Here is a 24049-nt window from a genome sequence, read left to right as displayed (position 1 = left end):
CAACATCATGACCAGCATACTTATAAAAATAATGACTTGAATTACTTTATTTTTTCTTCATAACGTCTTGCTGCTTCGTCCCAGTTGACGACATTCCAAAACGCTTTGATATAGTCAGGGCGCCGATTCTGATATTTCAGGTAATAAGCATGTTCCCATACATCCAAACCTACAATCGGGTAACCAGAAGCTCCCGCGATTTCTTCCCCCATCAGTGGGCTATCCTGATTCGCTGTTGAAACAACAGCAAGTTTGCCATTATCTTTCAGCACCAGCCATGCCCAACCAGAACCAAAACGGGTAGCTGCCGCCTGCTCAAATTTTTCTTTGAAGCTGTCAACGCTCCCAAAATCACGCTCAATGGCCGCTTTCAACGCACCATCCAATACTGTACCCAGTTTTAATCCTTTCCAAAACAGGCTGTGGTTTGAATGACCACCTGCATTGTTACGAATAAAAGTACGTTTATCTGCTGGAATTTTATCGAGTTGCTGGACGAGATCATCAATATCCAGTTTGCTTAATTCGGGGAAAGCTTCCAGTGCGGTATTGGTGTTAGTGACATACGTCTGATGGTGTTTAGTATGATGAATTTCCATCGTCGGTTTATCGAAATGAGGCTCTAACGCGTCATAAGCGTAAGGTAAAGAAGGCAGTGAATAGCTCATATCATATCTCCAGTTGTTTAGAATATATAAAGCTCACACCTTGTGAACAACACGCTTATTATAGTGAATTAAACAATAATGAAAATGATTATCAATTCCATATATTAACTATGGTTTCCTAATATAGTCTCACGTTGTACTCTCCTATTAAACAGAAAGACCTGCTAATGTCGATTTTATGAAATATTTAACAGCTAATAGAGCAGATTTCCTTATTTAATTTTAATAAATAACGCCAAACTCAATGATCATGCTATGAAATTCATTCTCTTTAATTGCGTGATCTTCCGCGCAAAAAAGAAACAAAAATGCTTTTTACACTTTAGTTAACCTTGTTTTGACATAGTATTAACAACTGCAAGGAGATAAAAATATGACTCACATAATTAAGCATCTTATTCCCACTGATATTGCAGATACGGCCCTGATAAACAAACAACAGTACCTACAAGATTACCAATGGTCATTACAAGACCCCGAAGGATTCTGGAGGGAAAAAGGCAAAATAGTTGATTGGATCAGACCCTATACCAAGGTCAAAAATACCGCTTTCGATCCTGGGCATATCAACATCCGCTGGTTTGAAGATGGTACTCTTAACTTAAGTGCCAACTGTCTTGATCGCCATTTGCAAGAGCGTGGTGATCAAACTGCCATTATATGGGAGGGCGATAATCCGACAGAATCCCGACATGTTACGTATCGCGAATTACATCATGACGTCTGCCAATTCACGAATGTGCTGAAAAAACTGGGGGTTAAAAAAGGCGATGTCGTTGCTATCTATATGCCAATGGTGCCAGAAGCGGCCGTTGCAATGTTGGCCTGTACTCGTCTTGGCGCAATCCATTCCGTGATCTTTGGTGGCTTCTCTCCAGATGCTATTGCCGGCAGAGTGATTGATTCAAATAGCAAACTCATTATTACTGCGGATGAAGGTTTGCGGGCCGGTCGGACAATTCCATTGAAAAAAAATGTCGATGAGGCTCTGAGTAATCCAGATATTACTAGCGTGACAAATGTAGTTGTTTTCAGGCGAACCGGAAATATCAGTAGCTGGAATAATGACCGTGACTTATGGTGGCACGAATTGGTAGAAAGTGTGGGTGCCGAATGCCCGGTTGAAGAGATGAATGCCGAAGATCCATTATTCATTCTTTATACTTCAGGCTCTACCGGTAAACCTAAAGGCGTTCTGCATACGACTGGTGGTTATTTGGTCTACGCATCTTTAACGTTCAAATACACATTTGATTATCGCCCCGGAGAAATTTATTGGTGTACCGCCGATATAGGTTGGGTCACCGGGCATAGTTATCTGCTCTATGGGCCACTATCCTGTGGTGCCACGACCTTAATGTTTGAAGGTGTACCTAATTACCCCGATGTCAATCGTCTCTGTCAGGTGGTCGACAAGCACAAAGTGAACATTCTCTATACTGCACCAACCGCTATCAGGGCATTAATGGCCGAAGGTGATAAGGCAATAGAAGGAACTAAACGCACATCATTACGCATTATGGGTTCTGTTGGTGAGCCCATTAATCCAGAAGCATGGGAATGGTATTACCAAAAAATAGGTAATAGTAAATGCCCTATCGTAGATACCTGGTGGCAAACGGAAACGGGTGGATTCATGATTACGCCATTACCGGGAGCGACCGATCTCAAAGCAGGTTCTGCCACACTACCATTTTTTGGTGTCACTCCCGCATTGGTCGATAATTCAGGTGAAATTTTAGAGGGAGAGTGTGAAGGCAACCTTGTTATCACGGATTCCTGGCCAGCGCAGGCTCGAACACTGTATGGCGATCATGAGCGCTTTGAACAAACCTATTTTTCCACGTTTAAAGGTATGTATTTCAGTGGCGATGGCGCTAGACGTGATGAAGATGGCTATTACTGGATAACAGGGCGAGTTGATGATGTTCTGAATATTTCAGGCCATCGTTTGGGAACCGCAGAAATTGAGTCGGCTTTGGTTTCATATCCCAAAATAGCTGAAGCCGCCGTCGTGGGTATCCCTCATCATATCAAAGGCCAAGCTATTTACGCTTATGTCACGCTTATTCATGGTGAAGAACCTTCTCCTGAACTGTACACCGAAGTCAGAAATTGGGTTCGTAAAGAAATCGGGCCAATTGCAACTCCCGATATTCTTCACTGGACAGATTCTCTGCCCAAAACACGTTCAGGAAAAATCATGCGACGTATTTTGCGCAAAATTGCTTCTGGAGATACCAGTAACTTAGGAGATACCTCAACTCTAGCCGATCCGGGGGTGGTGGAAAAATTACTGGAAGAAAAACAATCAATCAATATGCCGTAAGACCATGTTGTAGAACATGAGGCCGCCGCAAGGCGGCTTGAATAACGTATCACCGAAAGCACTGAGCTATGCAAGGAGGTGGCTAATCGTCATGAATTCCGTCGGATACGGCTATCCACTCATTATATAGCTTAAGGTGTTCCGTTTAAAATCAACAAGGAGATACACCAATGAGTGATGACATTTATCAAAAGATTGAAAATAATCCCCGCTTTAAGGCGTTAGTGAAGAAGCGAGGGCGTTTTGCCTGGCTATTGTCCATCATGATGTTAGTGCTTTATGTTGGTTTTATTTTCCTGATTGCTTTTGTTCCTGAATGGCTTGGAACACAACTTCATGAAAACACCACGATCACGCTGGGAATCCCTGTTGGGATCGGGATCATTTTTATTTCTTTCCTATTAACAGGCATTTATGTAGTGAGGGCGAATGGTGAATTTGATCGTCTGACGTCAACGCTTCTTAATGAGGTGGGAAAATGAAAAAAATCCTATTACTTCTCTTTTTCTCCCTCTTTCCTTTACTCACTCAAGCAAATGCCATTTCAGGTCATGTAGAAAAACAACCTTTGAATATTCAGGCAATAGTCATGTTCCTGTTATTCGTTGGCTTCACTCTGGGTATCACTTATTGGGCTTCAAAACGGACGATTTCACGCTCAGATTATTATACCGCTGGTGGGCGCATTACAGGGTTTCAGAACGGAATGGCAATAGCAGGTGACTATATGTCCGCAGCCTCTTTTCTGGGAATTTCAGCGCTGGTTTATACCTCCGGTTATGATGGTTTGATCTATTCCATTGGTTTCCTTGTGGGCTGGCCAATTATTCTCTTTCTGATTGCCGAGAGATTAAGAAACTTAGGGCGTTACACTTTTGCTGATGTCGTTTCTTATCGACTGAAACAGGGTCCAATCCGTACCTTATCCGCAATAGGATCACTGGTTGTTGTGGCGTTATACCTGATAGCTCAGATGGTGGGAGCAGGAAAACTTATCGAACTATTATTTGGGTTGAATTATTACGTCGCAGTTATTCTAGTTGGTATTTTAATGGTGCTTTATGTGTTGTTTGGTGGGATGCTGGCAACAACATGGGTTCAGATTATTAAAGCTATTCTGCTATTAGCAGGGGCAACATTTATGGCGTTGATCGTGATGAAAGCCGTTAATTTTAACTTTCATACCCTGTTTAAAGAGGCTATAGCTGTACACTCGCTTGGGCCAGCCATCATGAGTCCCGGAGGGTTAGTTTCTGATCCTATCTCAGCACTCTCTTTAGGATTGGCATTAATGTTCGGTACTGCGGGATTACCCCATATTATCATGCGTTTTTTTACTGTCAGTGATGCAAAAGAAGCCCGTAAGAGTGTTTTCTATGCAACCGGGTTTATCGGTTATTTTTATATTCTGACGTTTATTATCGGATTTGGTGCCATTTTATTGGTCAGTGCTAATCCCTCATTCAAAGATGCGACAGGAGCCTTAATCGGTGGTACAAATATGGCCGCAGTCCATCTGGCAAGTGCCGTTGGCGGCGATTTTTTCCTTGGTTTTATCTCTGCGGTTGCCTTTGCCACTATTTTAGCTGTCGTAGCAGGATTAACATTAGCTGGCGCTTCAGCAGTATCCCATGATCTCTATGCAAATGTGCTTAAAAAGGGACAAGCTCATGAACGGGACGAGTTAAAAATCTCCAAAATTACGGTCGTTATTCTGGGATTAGTGGCTATTGGTCTGGGAATATTGTTCGAAAAGCAAAATATTGCTTTTATGGTTGGTTTAGCATTCTCCATCGCTGCGAGTTGTAATTTCCCTATTATTTTATTGTCAATGTACTGGAATAAGCTGACCACACGCGGAGCGCTGGCTGGTGGATGGTTAGGATTACTAACAGCGGTTATATTAATGATCCTGGGGCCGACAATTTGGGTCAGTATTCTTGGTCATGAAAAACCGATTTATCCTTATGAATATCCAGCACTATTTTCTATGTTTGTCGCCTTTGTTGGCGCTTGGTTGTTTTCAATTACAGACACATCAGAACAAGGAGCACAGGAAAGGGTCATGTTTCGTGAGCAGTTTATTTGTTCACAAACAGGGATTGGAATTGGGCAGGGAAAAGCACATTAATTTAAAGTGGCTTTTCTAAAATGTTAAATCAAATTCTCCCCAACGCAAAAAAGCCATCCGGTGACGGATGGCTTCTCTGACTAATGAATGTCTGGCAGTGTCCTACTCTCACATGGGGAGACCCCACACTACCATCGGCGCTACGGCGTTTCACTGCTGAGTTCGGCATGGGGTCAGGTGGGACCACCGCGCTATTGCCGCCAGACAAATCCGGTTTTCAATCTCGAACAAGCTGTTTCTCTCTGAAACTTTCTCTCTGCCCCACTAAAACACCTTCGGTGTTGTCAGGTTAAGCCTCTCGGTTCATTAGTACTGGTTAGCTCAACGTATCGCTACGCTTACACACCCAGCCTATCCACGTCTTCGTCTTAAACGTTCCTTCAGGACCCTTTAAGGGTCAGGGAAGACTCATCTTAAGGCAAGTTTCCCGCTTAGATGCTTTCAGCGGTTATCTCTTCCGCACTTAGCTACCGGGCAATGCCATTGGCATGACAACCCGAACACCAGTGGTGCGTCCACTCCGGTCCTCTCGTACTAGGAGCAGCCCCTTGCAATCTTCCAACGCCCACGGCAGATAGGGACCGAACTGTCTCACGACGTTCTAAACCCAGCTCGCGTACCACTTTAAATGGCGAACAGCCATACCCTTGGGACCTACTTCAGCCCCAGGATGTGATGAGCCGACATCGAGGTGCCAAACACCGCCGTCGATATGAACTCTTGGGCGGTATCAGCCTGTTATCCCCGGAGTACCTTTTATCCGTTGAGCGATGGCCCTTCCATGCAGAACCACCGGATCACTAAGACCTACTTTCGTACCTGCTCGCGCCGTCACGCTCGCAGTCAAGCTAGCTTATGCCTTTGCACTAACCTCACGATGTCCGACCGTGATTAGCTAACCTTCGTGCTCCTCCGTTACGCTTTGGGAGGAGACCGCCCCAGTCAAACTACCCACCAGACACTGTCCGCAACCCGGATGACGGGTCCACGTTAGAACATCAAACATTCAAGGGTGGTATTTCAAGGATGGCTCCATGCAGACTGGCGTCCACACTTCCAGGCCTCCCACCTATCCTACACATCAAGGCTCCATGTTCAGTGTCAAGCTATAGTAAAGGTTCACGGGGTCTTTCCGTCTTGCCGCGGGTACACTGCATCTTCACAGCGAGTTCAATTTCACTGAGTCTCGGGTGGAGACAGCCTGGCCATCATTACGCCATTCGTGCAGGTCGGAACTTACCCGACAAGGAATTTCGCTACCTTAGGACCGTTATAGTTACGGCCGCCGTTTACTGGGGCTTCGATCAAGAGCTTCGCCTTGCGGCTAACCCCATCAATTAACCTTCCAGCACCGGGCAGGCGTCACACCGTATACGTCCACTTACGTGTTTGCACAGTGCTGTGTTTTTATTAAACAGTTGCAGCCAGCTGGTCTCTGCGACTGGCCTCAGCTCCGGACGCGCGGTCCTTCACCTAGCGCCAGCGTGCCTTCTCCCGAAGTTACGGCACCATTTTGCCTAGTTCCTTCACCCGAGTTCTCTCAAGCGCCTGAGTATTCTCTACCTGACCACCTGTGTCGGTTTGGGGTACGATTAATGATAATCTGGAGCTTAGAGGCTTTTCCTGGAAGCAGGGCATCAGCAACTTCGCCACCGTAGTGACTCGTCATCAGACCTCAGTGTCATGGTCAGCCGGATTTACCTGGCTCACCCACCTACATCCTTAAACCGGGACAACCGTCGCCCGGCCTGCCTAGCCTTCTCCGTCCCCCCATCGCAATTATCACCAGTACAGGAATATTAACCTGTTGCCCATCGACTACGCTTTTCAGCCTCGCCTTAGGGGTCGACTCACCCTGCCCCGATTAACGTTGGACAGGAACCCTTGGTCTTCCGGCGAGCGGGTTTTTCACCCGCTTTATCGTTACTTATGTCAGCATTCGCACTTCTGATACCTCCAGCAGACCTCACAGTCCCCCTTCAACGGCTTACAGAACGCTCCCCTACCCAACAACACCTTAAGTGTCGCTGCCGCAGCTTCGGTGCATGGTTTAGCCCCGTTACATCTTCCGCGCAGGCCGACTCGACCAGTGAGCTATTACGCTTTCTTTAAATGATGGCTGCTTCTAAGCCAACATCCTGGCTGTCTGAGCCTTCCCACTTCGTTTCCCACTTAACCATGACTTCGGGACCTTAGCTGGCGGTCTGGGTTGTTTCCCTCTTCACGACGGACGTTAGCACCCGCCGTGTGTCTCCCGTGATAACATTCTTCGGTATTCGCAGTTTGCATCGGGTTGGTAAGTGGGGATGACCCCCTAGCCGAAACAGTGCTCTACCCCCGAAGATGAATTCACGAGGCGCTACCTAAATAGCTTTCGGGGAGAACCAGCTATCTCCCGGTTTGATTGGCCTTTCACCCCCAGCCACAAGTCATCCGCTAATTTTTCAACATTAGTCGGTTCGGTCCTCCAGTTAGTGTTACCCAACCTTCAACCTGCCCATGGCTAGATCACCGGGTTTCGGGTCTATACCCTGCAACTTAACGCCCAGTTAAGACTCGGTTTCCCTGCGGCTCCCCTATACGGTTAACCTTGCTACAGAATATAAGTCGCTGACCCATTATACAAAAGGTACGCAGTCACACCCCAAAGGGTGCTCCCACTGCTTGTACGTACACGGTTTCAGGTTCTCTTTCACTCCCCTCGCCGGGGTTCTTTTCGCCTTTCCCTCACGGTACTGGTTCACTATCGGTCAGTCAGGAGTATTTAGCCTTGGAGGATGGTCCCCCCACATTCAGACAGGATACCACGTGTCCCGTCCTACTCATCGAGCTCACACTGCCAACGCCTTCGGATACGGGGCTATCACCCTTTACTGCCGGCCTTTCCAGACCGTTCTCCTGACGCTGACACTGCTGATGGCTCTGGGCTGCTCCCCGTTCGCTCGCCGCTACTGGGGGAATCTCGGTTGATTTCTTTTCCTCGGGGTACTGAGATGTTTCAGTTCCCCCGGTTCGCCTCATTAACCTATGAATTCAGTTAATGATAGTGTGACAAGTCACACTGGGTTTCCCCATTCGGACATCGCCGGCTATGACGGTTCATATCACCTTACCGGCGCTTATCGCAGATTAGCACGTCCTTCATCGCCTCTGACTGCCTAGGCATCCACCGTGTACGCTTATTCGCTTAACCTCACAACCCGAAGGTGTCTTCGGAGATGCGGGTTGAGAGACGCCTCAATACTGTCTTGACAGCACTGAGTGTTTCAAATTTTCAGCTTGTTCCAGATTGTTAAAGAGCATGATTTGTAAATCGGCTGTCACCAGCCCACTTAAAAATACAGTTGGTTACGCCTTTCACCCGTTCCCCGCAGCGTGGCGTCCCCTAGGGGATTCGAACCCCTGTTACCGCCGTGAAAGGGCGGTGTCCTAGGCCTCTAGACGAAGGGGACATTTGTCTTCTTCGCAGACGCGCTGCTTCTTCTTCATTTTCATCAGACAATCTGTGTGAGCACTGCAACAATAACCTATCGTCGGTTTAAGGAGGTGATCCAACCGCAGGTTCCCCTACGGTTACCTTGTTACGACTTCACCCCAGTCATGAATCACAAAGTGGTAAGCGCCCCCCCGAAGGTTAAGCTACCTACTTCTTTTGCAACCCACTCCCATGGTGTGACGGGCGGTGTGTACAAGGCCCGGGAACGTATTCACCGTAGCATTCTGATCTACGATTACTAGCGATTCCGACTTCATGGAGTCGAGTTGCAGACTCCAATCCGGACTACGACAGACTTTATGAGGTCCGCTTGCTCTCGCGAGGTCGCTTCTCTTTGTATCTGCCATTGTAGCACGTGTGTAGCCCTACTCGTAAGGGCCATGATGACTTGACGTCATCCCCACCTTCCTCCGGTTTATCACCGGCAGTCTCCCTTGAGTTCCCACCATTACGTGCTGGCAACAAAGGATAAGGGTTGCGCTCGTTGCGGGACTTAACCCAACATTTCACAACACGAGCTGACGACAGCCATGCAGCACCTGTCTCACGGTTCCCGAAGGCACTTTCGCATCTCTGCAAAATTCCGTGGATGTCAAGAGTAGGTAAGGTTCTTCGCGTTGCATCGAATTAAACCACATGCTCCACCGCTTGTGCGGGCCCCCGTCAATTCATTTGAGTTTTAACCTTGCGGCCGTACTCCCCAGGCGGTCGATTTAACGCGTTAGCTCCGGAAGCCACAGCTCTAGGCCACAACCTCCAAATCGACATCGTTTACAGCGTGGACTACCAGGGTATCTAATCCTGTTTGCTCCCCACGCTTTCGCACCTGAGCGTCAGTCTTCGTCCAGGGGGCCGCCTTCGCCACCGGTATTCCTCCACATCTCTACGCATTTCACCGCTACACGTGGAATTCTACCCCCCTCTACGAGACTCTAGCCAACCAGTCTTAGATGCCGTTCCCAGGTTAAGCCCGGGGATTTCACATCTAACTTAATTGACCGCCTGCGTGCGCTTTACGCCCAGTAATTCCGATTAACGCTTGCACCCTCCGTATTACCGCGGCTGCTGGCACGGAGTTAGCCGGTGCTTCTTCTGCGGGTAACGTCAAACGCCAACCTTATTCAGGCTGCCGCCTTCCTCCCCGCTGAAAGTACTTTACAACCCGAAGGCCTTCTTCATACACGCGGCATGGCTGCATCAGGCTTGCGCCCATTGTGCAATATTCCCCACTGCTGCCTCCCGTAGGAGTCTGGGCCGTGTCTCAGTCCCAGTGTGGCTGGTCATCCTCTCAGACCAGCTAGGGATCGTCGCCTAGGTGAGCCTTTACCCCACCTACTAGCTAATCCCATCTGGGTTCATCCGATGGCGTGAGGCCCGAAGGTCCCCCACTTTGCTCCACAGAGATTATGCGGTATTAGCCACCGTTTCCAGTGGTTATCCCCCGCCATCGGGCAGATCCCCAGACATTACTCACCCGTCCGCCGCTCGCCGGCAAGAAAGCACGCTTTCTCCCGCTGCCGCTCGACTTGCATGTGTTAGGCCTGCCGCCAGCGTTCAATCTGAGCCATGATCAAACTCTTCAATTAAAAGTCTGATGCTCAAAGAATTAAACGGTTTATTCATAATGAATTCACTGTTAGTCACTCTTTAAGACTTGCATAATCTTTTTCGCCTTTCGGCGTTGAGATAGGGTCTTGCGAGTGCCCACACAGATTGTCTGATTAATTTGTTAAAGAGCGTGTCAACCGGGCATCGCTGCCGGGTTGCGAGGCTGCGTATCTTACGCTTTTCGCCTCGAGAGTCAAGCGTTTATTTTCGCTTTCTTCTCCCTGCCCGGCGCGGCTTGTTTCAGCGTGGCGTCGGTCAGTGGTGGCGCATTATAGGGACTTTTACGGCGCTGGCAATCGTTTTTTTTGAATTTTCTTTCTGTTCGTGTTTTTTTTCAACAAAACAAACAAATATGCGCTTTTTTTATTCTAGAATTGACGATTTAGACGGCTATTACAAAAACGATGGAACACACAAGATGGTGAGAGCGCTTGTCTATAACAATGTCCGTAGTCACAAACACCCCCCTTGGACGATATAATTGATTTATTAGTAACCAGAAAATAGTTTGAGTTTAATGTATTGAGGTATTATGTATTCACTAACTACCATGAAAAAATAAACGGGATACCTAAATGGTTAAATCCGCACGCAGTATGTCGGGGTTACCTTGGATCGCAGCGATGGCTTTTTTTATGCAGTCTTTAGATGCCACCATTCTTAACACCGCACTACCGGCGATTGCTAAAAGCCTTGATCATTCTCCGCTGACGATGCAATCCGCTATCGTCAGTTATACTTTAACTGTCGCCATGCTCATTCCTGTAAGCGGTTGGCTAGCTGATCGATTTGGTACTCGAACTGTATTCATTTATGCTGTTTCCTTCTTTTCTTTAGGATCACTCGCTTGTGCATTATCACCTAATCTCTCTTTTTTAGTGGTCTCCAGAGTGATTCAAGGTATAGGCGGCGCTATGATGATGCCTGTTGCACGTTTGGCTTTACTAAGAGCATATCCGCGCAGCGAACTGCTACCTATTTTAAACTTTGTCAGTATGCCGGGATTACTGGGTCCAATTTTAGGCCCAATGCTTGGTGGGATATTAGTCACTTATGCAACATGGCATTGGATCTTTATCATTAATATTCCCATTGGATTATTAGGTATCATTTATGCCAAAAAGAATATGCCCAACTTAACTATGCCCAAATGCCCTTTTGATTTTCTGGGATTCATATTGTTTAGCATGGGATTGGTGGTAATCTCTATCAGTTTTGACTTATTTGGACATCAGACTCTCTCTGGCTATGTTCCTCTCGCTTTATTTTCTAGCGGTCTTATCATGATACTGGGCTATATCTTTCATGCAAAAAGACACGCTAATCCTCTCATTAACCTTCATTTATTCCAGACACGCACATTCTCACTTGGCATTGTTAGCAATCTTGCTACCCGTCTGGGAACTGGGGCGCTTTCATTTATTATTCCTTTGATGCTGCAAGTGGGGTTTGGTTTTTCAGCCCTAATGGCAGGAATAATGATGGCACCCAATGCAATTGGTTCGATTTTAGCCAAATCCTTTGTCACCCAGATATTGACTCGTTTTGGATATCGCAACACACTTATTTGGGTCACGGTCATTATTGGTGTCATGATTTCACAATTTTCGCTACAGACCCCAGAACTCCCTATCGCCTTTTTGATAGTTCCCCTTTTTATATTGGGCATGATGATGTCCACACAGTTTACCGCAATGAATACAATTACCTTGAGTGATCTGAATGATGATAATGCCAGCGCGGGTAATAGTCTGTTAGCTGTTACTCAGCAGTTATCCATCAGTTTAGGTGTGACGACCAGTGCTGCAATTCTGCGATTTTATGAGTCAATGCGCTATGGTTCTACGGTAGAACACTTTCACTATACATTTATTACAATAGGTATGATTACTTTGGCTTCTGCTTTTATCTTTCTGCTTTTAACTAAGGAAGATGGCAGCAATTTAGTTAAGAAAAAGCAACCTAAAAAATGATGTTTTCGACACTGAGCGAGAGGCGAGGTTTTTCATGGCAGCCACCGTTAATCCTGTTCAGATAAAAATGCATCAATTTCATTTCGCCACGGAATTGCAGGCTGCGCTCCCCGACGTGTCACGGCAATCGCAGCCGCAGCATGGGCAAAACGGATCGCCGGCAACATGTCCTTCCCTTCCAGTAATCCCGTTAGCAAAGCGCCATTAAATGTATCTCCCGCAGCAATGGTGTCGATGGCTGTTACTTTGAATCCGGGAACAATTTTACCTTGACTCCCTTTCTCCCCCAACCATACGCCTCGGCTACCTAGTGTGATAATCACCGTTTTTATACCTTTAGCATGTAAGGCCTGAGCGGCTTTTTCTGCTCCAACATCATCTTTTACAGCAATACCCGTCAAACATTCTGCTTCTGTTTCATTCGGCGTAATAATATCTACCAGCGAAAGCAACTGATCTGAGAGTTTCTGTGCGGGAGCCGGATTCAAAATCACTTTAGCCTGATGCTTTCTGGCGGTTTCAGCGGCAAGCTGTACTGTTTCCAGTGGTGTTTCAAGCTGTAATAACAATGCATCAGCATCTTTAATCACATGGCTATAACGGAGGAAATAATCTGGTGTTAAACGCTCATTTGCGCCGGCATGAATAGCAATCACATTTTCCCCCTGCCGATTGACAAAAATCAGAGCAACTCCGGTGGTTTCACCTTCAATAACTTCAATTGACGAAGTGTTGATATTATCCTCTGCCAACTGTTGGCAAATACGCGCACCAATATCATCTTGTCCAACACACGCAATAAATGTTGTGTTAGCGCCACACCGACCAGCAGCAACGGCCTGATTTGCGCCTTTGCCTCCAAAGGCAACCTGATACTGTTTTCCTTTTACAGTTTCCCCTGGCTGAGGAAAAGAATCGAGATCCAATATGTGATCTGCATTGATGCTACCCATCACCACCAGTTTTGCCATACTCATTACCTTTATTCCTGTATAAAAATAGTCATTCAGTCATAAAAACTAGCCTATTTAACGAGTTAGTCTAAATCGATTTTTAAGCCATACCATTGCAGATGGATAAGTTATCATCAAAATCTTTGCAGAGTGTGAATTTTATCTATACATAAAGGAAGGTGATTATACGAACTATGGTGTAAATAGTATGCAATTAGTTGAGAAAATATCTCTGTTAAGCCAGCATCTGGAAAGTGGCTTATATGAAAGGCGACAAGCTATTCGCCTTTGTCTACTAGCCGCTTTATGCGGAGAGAGCATTTTTCTTCTTGGTCCCCCGGGAATCGCCAAAAGCCTTATCGCACGTCGGCTCAAGTTTGCCTTTCAGAACGCCCGCGCTTTTGAGTACCTGATGACCCGCTTTTCCACCCCCGAAGAGATTTTTGGCCCCCTTTCTATTCAGGCACTCAAAGATGAAGGGCGTTATCAACGTCTTACTGAAGGTTATTTACCGGAAGCTGAAATCGTTTTCCTCGATGAAATTTGGAAAGCTGGCCCTGCTATTTTGAATACCTTACTGACTGCCATTAATGAAAAGAAATTCAGAAATGGCAATCAAGAAGAACTTATCCCCATGCGTTTACTGGTGACAGCATCCAATGAACTCCCGGAAAGTGATAACAATCTGGACGCACTCTACGATCGCATGTTGATCCGACTCTGGTTAGACAAAATTCAGGAAAAGAGAAACTTTCGCGCTTTGCTGACTGATCGAAACAATGAAAATGACAATCCTGTCCCCACCCATCTTCAAATCACAGATCACGAATTTCATCAATGGCAAGATAAGATCAACCATATATCCCTGCCGGATCATATCTTTGAACTGATCTATCAACTACGCCAACAAATCAATGTGGCTGGGAATACGCCTGACATATCCGATCGCCGCTGGAAAAAATCGATTCGTTTATTACAAGCGAGTGCTTTTTTCAGTGGGAGAAGCGAGATAACGCCATTAGATATGGTGCTATTAAAAGATTGTCTATGGCACAACTCCAGCACGTTAAAACTGTTGCGCCAATTCTTGCTGTCCTTATTAACAGAACAAGCTTATCTACAATATACTCTCATGCAGAAAATGGATAAGTTATACCACCAATGGATACAAGCCAATCAGAATGAAAATGACCATCCCCCCCTGCAGTTAGTCAGCAAATCCTCTCTGTTTGGCCGCAAAATCCGCTATTCACTGCCTGACGATATTACAGATGAAAAACTGACTTTGTTTTTACATCCTTCATTACATCTGCATGATATCGAAGTCAATTTCATCGAAATAGAGAAAAAATCACTGGAAAACACCCTAAAAAATAATACAGGAAAACTCTCTGCCAGCTTAAATGGTATCGGTTTCCCACAACCCATCACCGCAGAAATCAACGAAAAGAATCGGCTGACCGTGCTGGATATTAGCCGTAATAGTGCCGTTCTCTGCCAATCTGGCAAACCATCGATAACCTCGGAAAATCCCCATAAAGAATGGAATGAAAAGCTGATAGCCATCAGCAATGAAATACAACAACAACATCATTTATTTAATCAGCACCAACCCTGTTTATTTATCGAAGAACATTGGCTTGCCAGCATTGAGCAAAGCTTTCTTCAACTCACCGAGCAACAAAAACAGTTGAGATCAAAAATGAGGTAGCAACATGTTAACACTGGGCAAACTTGATCTCTTACTTGCGATCAATGAAAACAAGCTGATCGAAGAGATCATTTTAACCCTGCCAGATACCCCTCAACTGGTTATTTTCTTCCGTAAATTCCCACGACTTAAACGCGCATTATTAAACGATCTCCCTGCATGGCAACAAACATTACAGCAAAGGATCAAGGAAACGCTTATCCCTGCTTCATTAGCCGAAGAGTTTCAGTTATACCAACACGCTCAGACAATTGACACGACAGATTTCTATCAACAGGTAGCTCATATTGTGGATAAACTTCAACAAGTTGAATCTCCCTTTGCCCATGAAGCCGATACATTAGCCAAAGCACTCACTGAATACACCTCTTCAGGACACATGCTGTTTCTTCAACGCTGGCGTCTTAGCCTGATCCTGCAAGCGACAACCTTTAACAAGGCTCTCTTAGAGCAGGAAAAAGAACAACGACTCGCAGAGATCCAGAATCAATTAGCCCTAAGCGCTAACCTTGATCCCATTTTTGATCACAATGATCGCACTGCTGGCCGATTATGGGACATGAGTAAAGGACAGTTTCATCTGACGTCACAAAACATACCGCTATTTACGCGCTACGCTGACTTTCTCAAGCAACAACCCGAACTGGAAAAACTGGCGCAACGCCTTGGCCGCAGTCAGACAGCCAAATCAATTCCCGAAGAAAGCCCTATTCTGGAACCCTGTACTCAACAAGAAAGAATACCGGATATCCTGCCTGAGCAAATCAGTGGAATTAGACAAGATGACGATATCTTAAGACTATTGCCCACAGAGATGGTTATGCTAGGGATTGAAGAATTAGAGGATGAATTTTACCGGCGATTGGTCGAAAAAAAACTACTGTCCTATCGCCTACAAGGCGACAACTGGCAACTAAGGACGACACTCAAACCTGTTATTCATCGCCACAATGAAAAACAACCCCGGGGACCCTTTATTGTTTGTGTCGATACATCAGGCTCAATGGGGAGATTTAATGAAGGGTGTGCAAAAGCATTCTGCCTGGCCTTGATGCGTATAGCACTAGAGGATAACCGCCACTGCCATATCATGTTGTTTTCGACAGCACTTGTTCACTATGATTTGACCTCACCAGAAGGGTTAACGCAAGCCATGCATTTTCTAGGACAAACATTCAGAGGAGGAACCGATTTAGCCTCTTGTTTACATGCCACCGTTGAAAAAATGACAGAAAATATTTGGAAAGATGCTGATGCTGTTGTTATTTCAGATTTCATTGCCCAACGTTTGCCAGGCTCTCTAATCCATCAGATAAAAAATCTGCAACAGCATCAACAACACCGCTTCCATGCGGTCTCCCTTTCCCATTATGGTAAGCCCGGTATCATGAGGATATTTGATCATATCTGGCATTTTGATACCGGGCCTATTAGCCGCTTACGCAGAAGGTGGCGAACTTAAAATTTAGAGTACACCCTCTACGGATTCAATTACTTCAGGTGACCAAACACCGCATTGAACCTGACCGATATGTGACATTTGCAGCAACAACATCACCAAACGGGATTGCCCGATACCACCACCAATGGATTGTGGCATATCACCTTTAATCAACCTCTTATGCCAATCATATTGCAAACGATCTTCATCACCCGTCAGTGCAAGCTGGCGTTGCAACGTTTCAGCATCAACACGAATTCCCATTGAAGAGATTTCAAAAGCATCCTGCAACACAGGGTTCCAGACAATAATGTCACCGTTTAAACCAAAGAAACCATCACTGTTTGGTGTAGTCCAGTCGTCATAATCTGGCGCACGTACATCATGTGCCTGACCATCAGACAGCTGACCACCAATTCCCATCAGGAAAATTGCCCCAAACTCTTTGGCAGCCTCACGCTCACGACCTTTAGCATCCAGATCAGGGTAACGTTTCAGAAGCGCTTCACTGTGAATAAAGTGAATTTGATCTGGCAGGAACGGTGCCAGACCAAATTCCTTACTTACTGCTTGTTGTGTTTCTTTTATTGCTTCGTAGATTTTACCTACTGTCTGTTTTAAATAGTCGAGTGAACGCTGATCTTCACCCATCGTTTTTTCCCAATCCCACTGATCAACAAAGACAGAATGGATAGGAGTCAAGCGATCTTCATCAGGACGCAGTGCCTTCATGTGGGTATACAACCCTTGTCCAGCTTGAAAACCAAAACGGCCTAACGTCTTGCGCTTCCATTTCGCCAGAGAATGAACAACTTCAAATGTAGCATCCGGTAAAGTTTTCACTTTCACCTGAACCGCTTTTTCATGGCCAGATAAGTTGTCCTGAGTACCATCACCCAGACGACTTAAGATAGGTCCTTGAACTTCGATTAAACCAAGCTGTTTTTCTAACAGACGAGAAAAGTAGGATTTCACAAAACTAATCTGCTGCTGTTTTTCAATGAAGGATGTTTTCATGATATTGCTCTCAAAATTTTTGGTGGCCCTGAGTCCTGTTGATATAGATTAAGCAACAAAATGAGGTACAAATTCAATATCTGATAATAAAAATAGTGAATATGATAAATAAATGATAATTTTTACACTATAAAAATGAATATTATTTAAAAATGGGGATTAAAAATGGCAGAAATTTATCAGATCGATAATTTAGACCGCGACATACTTCACGCTTTAATGGCAAACGCACGTACACCTTATGCCGAATTAGCCAAAAAATTTGCTGTTAGTCCAGGAACAATTCATGTCCGCGTAGAAAAAATGAAGCAGTCGGGGATCATCACAGGTACTCGGGTTGATATTAGTGCCAAACAATTGGGGTTCGATGTGTGCTGTTTTATCGGCATTATATTGAAAAGTGCCAAAGACTATCCGACAACATTAAAAAAACTGGATATGCTTGATGAAGTTGTTGAAGTTTATTACACCACAGGGCACTACAGCATTTTCATTAAGGTCATGTGTCGATCCATCGAAGCTCTCCAGGATGTACTGATCAATAAAATACAGACTATTGACGAAATCCAGTCAACAGAAACATTGATCTCCCTGCAAAATCCCATCATGAGGACAATAAAACCTTAACCCAAAAACGGTTAACCACATTATCCACAGGTAGATCCCAATGGATTCACCACATACAATAGTTGTTCTTTAATTTAGCAAGGATCATGATGAGTACAGTAACCTTAATCAGCGGTAGTACACTAGGTAGCGCCGAATATGTCGCAGAACATATGGCTGAGATCTTAGAAAATGACGGGTTTTCAACAGAAGTGCTGCATGGCCCTTCACTGGAAGATCTTCCGCTTGAAGGATTATGGCTTGTGGTTACTTCAACGCATGGCGCAGGAGATTTACCTGATAATATTCAGCCTCTAGCTGATGCGATCACACAACACCACCCCGATCTCAGCAAGATCACATTTGGGGCCGTTGGTATTGGCAGTTCCGAATATGATACATTTTGTGGTGCGATAAGATCACTGGAACGTTTATTCGCGGATCACGGCGCAAAACGGATCGGCGATCGACTGGAAATCGACATTTTGCAGCACGAGATTCCCGAAGATCCAGCCGAAGAATGGGTTAAAAAGTGGGCAAAGTTACTCTGATCTGGTTAAAAATATAACGATCAACTGTGGATAACTAATCTGAAAAGCAGGGGTTAACCCGTAGTTATCCATTTAATAACTCAGTTTCAATCCAGTACCTGTGAATAACTACCCATTTAGATCCCAGCTTATACTGAGTTGGATCACGGATCATTCACAGCAAATGATCCTTTACAGTGTTATGATCTTTATATGGAAAATCCACTTATCCACAGATGATCGTGATCCTAATAAAAGATCTAATAAAAAGATCTTTAAATAAAAAGATCTTATTTTAAATACTGATGATCTCTCACCTCTTGGTCTTAAGTCCAAACTTGAGTAGAATTCTCTCCCTAATGCACATGAAGCATTCTCACAATTGAAGGTTCGTACATGTTTTATCCAGATCACTTTGACGTCATCATTATCGGTGGGGGTCATGCCGGTACTGAAGCAGCGATGGCCTCAGCACGTATGGGGCGTCAAACCTTATTACTGACTCACAATATTGATACTTTGGGCCAGATGTCATGCAATCCAGCCATTGGTGGGATCGGTAAAGGGCATCTGGTAAAAGAGATCGATGCACTGGGCGGCCTAATGGCAAAAGCCACGGACCAGGCTGGTATTCAGTTCAGAACACTCAATGCCAGCAAAGGCCCGGCAGTTCGGGCAACACGAGCACAAGCGGATCGCGTACTTTACCGACAGGCAGTAAGAACCGCACTGGAAAATCAACCTAATTTAATGATCTTCCAACAACCCGTTGAAGATCTTATTGTTAAAAATGATACGGTTACCGGTGTCACTACCCGCATGGGTTTGAAATTCAAAGCTAAATCTGTGGTTTTAACCGTAGGAACTTTCCTTGATGGAAAGATCCACATTGGATTGGAAAACTACAGTGGCGGGCGTGCGGGTGATCCTCCTGCGATCTCATTATCTCACCGTTTACGTGAACTGCCATTACGCGTGGCTCGCCTGAAAACAGGAACACCTCCCCGCATTGATGCCCGGACGATTGATTTTAATCAGCTTGAACAACAATGGGGCGATAATCCAACCCCCGTATTCTCATTCATGGGAAACATTGATCAACATCCACAGCAGATCCCGTGCTACATCACCCACACCAACGAGAAAACTCATGAGGTGATCCGTAATAACTTGGATCGTAGTCCAATGTATGCGGGGATCATCGAAGGGATCGGCCCTCGTTACTGTCCTTCCATTGAAGACAAAGTCATGCGTTTTGCGGATCGTAATGCTCATCAGATCTTCTTGGAACCAGAGGGATTAACCAGTAACGAAATCTATCCAAACGGCATTTCAACCAGTTTACCATTTGATGTTCAGATGCAAATCGTTCATTCCATGAAAGGAATGGAGAATGCCCGTATCATCCGACCTGGTTATGCGATCGAATATGACTTCTTTGATCCACGTGATTTAAAACAAACACTGGAAAGCAAATTTATCCATGGTCTGTTCTTTGCCGGCCAAATTAATGGTACGACAGGATATGAAGAAGCCGCCGCACAAGGGTTATTAGCCGGTCTTAACGCAGCACGTTATGCCCAGGGCGAGGAAGGTTGGTTCCCACGCCGTGATCAGGCGTATATTGGTGTATTGGTTGACGATCTATGTACACTCGGTACAAAAGAACCTTACCGTATGTTCACATCCCGTGCTGAATACCGCTTGATGCTGCGCGAAGATAATGCGGATCTTCGTCTGACTGAACAGGGTCGTAAGCTTGGCTTAGTTGATGATCTCCGTTGGGAACATTATTGCCGCAAGGTTGAAATGATCGAGCAAGAACGCCAGCGTTTGAGCAATATCTGGGTGCATCCTCACTCTGACAACTTAGCGGATATCAACCAAATGTTGAAAACACCGTTGTCAAAAGAAGCTAACGGGGAAGATTTGCTACGTCGTCCTGAGATTAATTATCGCTTGCTGACTTCATTACCGCGTTTTTCACCGGGATTAACAGAGCCTCAGGCTGCGGATCAGGTTGAAATTCAAGTGAAGTACGAAGGTTACATTGCTCGTCAGCAGGAAGAGATTGAAAAACAATTGCGTAATGAAAATACCGCATTACCCGTTGATTTGGATTATCAACAAGTCAATGGGCTTTCCAATGAAGTGATTGCAAAACTGAATGACCACAAACCAAGCTCCATTGGCCAAGCTTCACGTATTTCAGGCATCACACCTGCCGCTATTTCTATTTTACTGGTATGGCTGAAAAAACAAGGTTTATTGCGTCGTAGCGCCTAAGGGGACACATTTTGCTTAACAAATTGGAATCATTGCTGGCAAAAACGGATATTGAGTTATCACTGGAACAAAAACAGCAGCTCGTGGCCTATGTCGGTATGCTGAATAAATGGAACAAAGCTTATAACCTGACATCTGTCCGAGATCCGGATCTGATGTTGGTTCGGCATATCATGGACAGCATCGTTGTTAACCCATACCTGCACGGAACGCGGTTTATTGACGTAGGAACAGGACCGGGTTTACCCGGCATTCCACTGGCCATTGTGCGTCCCGATGCTCATTTCACGCTATTGGACAGTTTGGGAAAACGGGTACGCTTTTTACGCCAGGTTCAGCATGAATTAGGTTTAGCCAATATTGAGCCTGTACAAAGCCGGGTTGAAGCATTCATTCCAGAGCCCCTTTTTGACGGGGTCATCAGCCGTGCATTTGCTTCATTGCAAGACATGCTGTCATGGTGTCGTCATCTGACCAAGCCACTTGAAGGGCGTTTTTACGCCTTAAAAGGCGCATTACCGAAAGATGAATTAGCTCAGTTACCTAGAGAGATTAAGTTGGATACGATTATTCCTCTCCAGGTTATCGATTTGGATGAGCAACGTCATCTGGTTATACTTAAGTCAAACTAACTTTGCTATTTGTCAATAAAAACGCAAATAATGAGTGACGTCAACGACATTCAAAAATGTAACGGCCGTTACTCATTATTCTTCTTAGGGATTTTACTTTATTTACGGGGAGTTCACAGAAAATCCACGTTATTTTTATATTGGAATAACGTTTCTTTCTAGCGATTTCTAGCAATTTTATTGATAAGTAAAATTTAGAGAAAGTGAGCAAAATAAACATTTAATCTTTTTTATCGTCATATCAGATAAAAATACACAGATCTAATCTTAATTGACTGATTATTTGTAGGAAAAAACAAAATGTTTCTATCATCGATTTAATGATAAAAATAATTAATGGTTTTACTTGATGTGATGTATATCACGTTTAATATTGAAGTTATCCCCTCATAGATTGCAGAATATTAAATAGTATTTGTGAGCGATCTAGCACCAAAGTTAGAAATTTAATTAATTATTCACTTTTTCGCTACTTATGGATTGAATTCATTTTGGCTGCCCGTATAATTTGCACGTTTTTGTCACTTGACACTCTTAAGCAAAGCCAGTTTGATACAGCTATTATTTAGCAAAGCCTGATATGCGATGGTGTAACCCTCAGGGAGAAAACAAAAGTCATGTCTGTATCCCTTTACAGCGGTAGAATGGCATTGAAACTGTTACTTTTGCAGTTAATGACTTTTGTTATTCTCAGTGTGGCGTTTTGCACTAAAAGTATCGAGTGGGGCGCTTCGGCTTTCGCTGGTGGGTTAGCATGTTGGCTACCAAATGCCATTTTTATGTTGCTTAGCCGCTTCCAAAAAGTGAAAGAAGAAGGTGTTCCGGTACGCATTGCATGGTTTTTTGCAATTAGCGAAGGGGTTAAGGTTATCATTACGATAACCGTGCTAATAGTCGCTTTAGGGGTGTTCAAGGCGGCATTTGCACCACTTGGTGTGGCTTATTTAGCGGTGCTGATTGTGCAGATCATCGCACCTGCCGTAATGAACGGTTAGCGTTTTTAACAACAAAAGGGTAAAAAGCATCATGTCTGCATCAGGAGAAATTTCAACTTCGGAGTACATAAGTCATCATCTGAAGCACCTTCAGTTGGACTTGCGTACCTTTGAGTTGGTCAATCCCCACGCTAGTGGTTATGAGGCGACGTTCTGGACGTTGAACATTGACTCGCTTTTTTTCTCCATCGTATTAGGGATGTTGTTTCTATTTGTATTCAGAAAAGCCGCGGTTCACGCCACTGATGGTGTTCCGGGGAAATTCCAGACTGCAATAGAAATGGTAATCGGTTTCGTTGATGGCACCGTTCGTGATATGTATCACGGCAAGAGCAAAGTGATAGCGCCTTTGGCTTTGACCGTGTTCGTCTGGGTGTTACTAATGAACGCATTGGACTTGCTGCCAGTCGATTTTATTCCTTATATCGGTGAACACGCCTTCGGCTTGCCGGCTCTGCGTATTGTTCCAACCGCAGATGTCAGTGTGACTTTGTCGATGGCTCTCGGTGTCTTTGTCCTCATTTTGTTCTACAGCATTAAGATGAAAGGAATAGGGGGTTTTGCGAAGGAGCTGACATTGCAGCCTTTCAATCATCCACTGTTTATTCCGATTAACTTAATTTTGGAAGGGGTTAGTTTGCTGTCTAAGCCTATATCACTCGGTCTGCGACTGTTTGGTAATATGTATGCTGGCGAATTGATCTTTATTCTTATTGCGGCCCTTTTACCAGTGGGCGCACAGTGGTTACTCAGCCTGCCGTGGGCGATTTTCCACATACTGATTATCACGTTACAAGCCTTTATTTTCATGGTTCTGACGATTGTTTATCTGTCGATGGCATCTGAAGAGCATTAATTTTTTATCAATCATTGTGTTTTAACTGAAACAAACTGGAGACTGTCATGGATATAAACATGGATCTGCTGTACATAGCTGCCGCTATTCTAATGGGTTTGGCGGCTATTGGTGCTGCGATCGGTATCGGCATCCTCGGAGGGAAATTCCTGGAAGGCGCTGCTCGCCAACCTGATCTGATTCCTCTGCTGCGTACGCAGTTCTTTATCGTCATGGGCCTGGTTGACGCCATCCCGATGATTGCTGTGGGTCTGGGCTTATTTATGATGTTCGCTGTTGGTGGTAAGTAAAGTAGCAGAACTGAAAATTACGCCAATTCATTAATTGAAATAGAGGTATTGTGCCGTGAATATTAACGCAACAATCCTCGGCCAGGCCGTCGCGTTTGTCCTGTTTGTTTTGTTTTGCATGAAGTATGTATGGCCACCCATTATGGCGGCCATTGAAAAGCGTCAGAAGGAGATTTCTGACGGTTTGGCTTCGGCAGAACGTGCTAAAAAGAACCTGGACTTAGCGCAAGCCAATGCGACCGACCAATTGAAAAAAGCGAAAGCTGATGCACAAGTTATCATTGAGCAAGCGAATAAACAAAAAGCTCAAATCATTGATGACGCTAAAGCAGAAGCAGAGCTGGAACGTAACAAAATCGTAGCGCAGGCGCAGGCTGAAATTGAAGCTGAACGCAAACGCGCTCGTGAAGAGTTACGTAAACAGGTTGCGATGCTGGCAATCGCAGGTGCCGAGAAAATCATCGAACGTTCCGTGGATGAAGCTGCTAACAGCGACATCGTTGATAAACTGGTCGCTGAACTGTAAG

General features: G+C 45.0%; 17 protein-coding genes, 1 tRNA gene and 3 rRNA genes. 14 read left to right on the top strand and 7 right to left on the bottom strand.

The genetic code is table 11. From position 1 onward, the window contains the following. Positions 1-41: 41 nt before the first annotated feature. Positions 42-668, bottom strand: coding sequence for a superoxide dismutase [Mn] (gene sodA, locus XPG1_RS00190; protein WP_045957290.1), 627 nt, complete (start codon positions 666-668; stop codon positions 42-44). Between the two features lie 373 nt (positions 669-1041). Here sodA and acs point away from each other — a divergent pair, with 373 nt between their 5' ends. The 3 genes from acs (at position 1042) to actP (ending at position 5128) form a co-directional block, all read left to right on the top strand. Further along, positions 1042-2997, top strand: coding sequence for an acetate--CoA ligase (gene acs, locus XPG1_RS00185; protein ID WP_045957289.1), 1956 nt, complete (start codon positions 1042-1044; stop codon positions 2995-2997). 170 nt (positions 2998-3167) lie between these two features. After that, positions 3168-3479: a DUF485 domain-containing protein gene (locus XPG1_RS00180; RefSeq protein WP_045957288.1), complete on the top strand. Its 312-nt coding sequence runs from the start codon at positions 3168-3170 to the stop codon at positions 3477-3479. Beyond that, positions 3476-5128 (top strand): cation/acetate symporter ActP, encoded by a 1653-nt coding sequence (gene actP / locus XPG1_RS00175; protein WP_045957287.1) that lies wholly within the window; start codon positions 3476-3478, stop codon positions 5126-5128. The genes XPG1_RS00180 and actP overlap by 4 nt, the downstream gene beginning before the upstream one ends. Positions 5129-5217: 89 nt before the next feature. Here actP and rrf read toward each other — a convergent pair. From rrf to XPG1_RS00155, 4 genes are all read right to left on the bottom strand, one after another. Further along, positions 5218-5333, bottom strand: a 5S ribosomal RNA gene (gene rrf, locus XPG1_RS00170). 80 nt (positions 5334-5413) lie between these two features. Next, positions 5414-8321: ribosomal RNA gene (locus XPG1_RS00165) — 23S ribosomal RNA — on the bottom strand. Between the two features lie 183 nt (positions 8322-8504). Then, positions 8505-8580 (bottom strand) — tRNA-Glu (locus XPG1_RS00160). 87 nt (positions 8581-8667) lie between these two features. Next, positions 8668-10210 (bottom strand): 16S ribosomal RNA (locus XPG1_RS00155). The 16S, 23S and 5S rRNA genes sit together here with 1 tRNA gene alongside, the layout of an rRNA operon. Before the next feature lie 597 nt (positions 10211-10807). Between XPG1_RS00155 and mdtD the strand changes: the two genes are divergently transcribed. Next, positions 10808-12205, top strand: a complete 1398-nt coding sequence (gene mdtD / locus XPG1_RS00150) for a multidrug transporter subunit MdtD (protein ID WP_045957286.1) — start codon at positions 10808-10810, stop codon at positions 12203-12205. Between the two features lie 47 nt (positions 12206-12252). Here mdtD and rbsK read toward each other — a convergent pair whose 3' ends face one another. Further along, complete coding sequence (gene rbsK, locus XPG1_RS00145) at positions 12253-13182, bottom strand: ribokinase (RefSeq protein WP_045957285.1); 930 nt, start codon at positions 13180-13182, stop codon at positions 12253-12255. A gap of 184 nt (positions 13183-13366) precedes the next feature. On the opposite strand from rbsK, the gene ravA reads away from it, so the two are divergent. Further along, positions 13367-14869, top strand: coding sequence for an ATPase RavA (gene ravA, locus XPG1_RS00140; protein ID WP_045957284.1), 1503 nt, complete (start codon positions 13367-13369; stop codon positions 14867-14869). A 4-nt stretch (positions 14870-14873) separates the two neighbouring features. Next, positions 14874-16331 carry an ATPase RavA stimulator ViaA gene (gene viaA / locus XPG1_RS00135; protein ID WP_045957283.1) on the top strand — a complete coding sequence of 486 codons (1458 nt, stop codon included), beginning with the start codon at positions 14874-14876 and terminating at the stop codon, positions 16329-16331. A gap of 3 nt (positions 16332-16334) precedes the next feature. Here the strand turns inward: viaA and asnA are convergent, their stop codons facing one another. After that, a complete protein-coding gene (gene asnA / locus XPG1_RS00130) occupies positions 16335-17327 on the bottom strand; it encodes an aspartate--ammonia ligase (protein WP_045957282.1) in 993 nt (330 codons plus the stop codon). Between the two features lie 165 nt (positions 17328-17492). Here asnA and asnC point away from each other — a divergent pair, with 165 nt between their 5' ends. From asnC to atpF, 8 genes are all read left to right on the top strand, one after another. Then, positions 17493-17954, top strand: coding sequence for a transcriptional regulator AsnC (gene asnC / locus XPG1_RS00125; RefSeq protein ID WP_045957281.1), 462 nt, complete (start codon positions 17493-17495; stop codon positions 17952-17954). A gap of 89 nt (positions 17955-18043) precedes the next feature. Continuing rightward, positions 18044-18484 carry an FMN-binding protein MioC gene (mioC, locus tag XPG1_RS00120; RefSeq protein WP_045957280.1) on the top strand — a complete coding sequence of 147 codons (441 nt, stop codon included), beginning with the start codon at positions 18044-18046 and terminating at the stop codon, positions 18482-18484. A 375-nt stretch (positions 18485-18859) separates the two neighbouring features. Next, positions 18860-20749 carry a tRNA uridine-5-carboxymethylaminomethyl(34) synthesis enzyme MnmG gene (gene mnmG / locus XPG1_RS00115; protein WP_045957279.1) on the top strand — a complete coding sequence of 630 codons (1890 nt, stop codon included), beginning with the start codon at positions 18860-18862 and terminating at the stop codon, positions 20747-20749. 11 nt (positions 20750-20760) lie between these two features. Continuing rightward, positions 20761-21381, top strand: a complete 621-nt coding sequence (rsmG, locus tag XPG1_RS00110) for a 16S rRNA (guanine(527)-N(7))-methyltransferase RsmG (RefSeq protein ID WP_045957278.1) — start codon at positions 20761-20763, stop codon at positions 21379-21381. A gap of 617 nt (positions 21382-21998) precedes the next feature. Further along, positions 21999-22376 carry a F0F1 ATP synthase subunit I gene (atpI, locus tag XPG1_RS00105; RefSeq protein WP_045957277.1) on the top strand — a complete coding sequence of 126 codons (378 nt, stop codon included), beginning with the start codon at positions 21999-22001 and terminating at the stop codon, positions 22374-22376. A gap of 31 nt (positions 22377-22407) precedes the next feature. Then, positions 22408-23232 carry a F0F1 ATP synthase subunit A gene (atpB, locus tag XPG1_RS00100; RefSeq protein ID WP_045957276.1) on the top strand — a complete coding sequence of 275 codons (825 nt, stop codon included), beginning with the start codon at positions 22408-22410 and terminating at the stop codon, positions 23230-23232. A gap of 47 nt (positions 23233-23279) precedes the next feature. Further along, a complete protein-coding gene (atpE, locus tag XPG1_RS00095; protein ID WP_041982947.1) occupies positions 23280-23522 on the top strand; it encodes a F0F1 ATP synthase subunit C in 243 nt (80 codons plus the stop codon). Positions 23523-23577: 55 nt separating this feature from the next. Then, positions 23578-24048, top strand: coding sequence for a F0F1 ATP synthase subunit B (gene atpF, locus XPG1_RS00090; protein ID WP_045957275.1), 471 nt, complete (start codon positions 23578-23580; stop codon positions 24046-24048). The last annotated feature ends 1 nt before the right edge of the window (position 24049 follow it).

The sequence above is a fragment of the Xenorhabdus poinarii G6 genome (assembly GCF_000968175.1).
GTDB classification, from domain to species: domain Bacteria; phylum Pseudomonadota; class Gammaproteobacteria; order Enterobacterales; family Enterobacteriaceae; genus Xenorhabdus; species Xenorhabdus poinarii.
The sequence above is the reverse complement of the archived record's forward strand: the minus strand, read 5'-3'. Positions and strand labels throughout refer to the sequence as shown.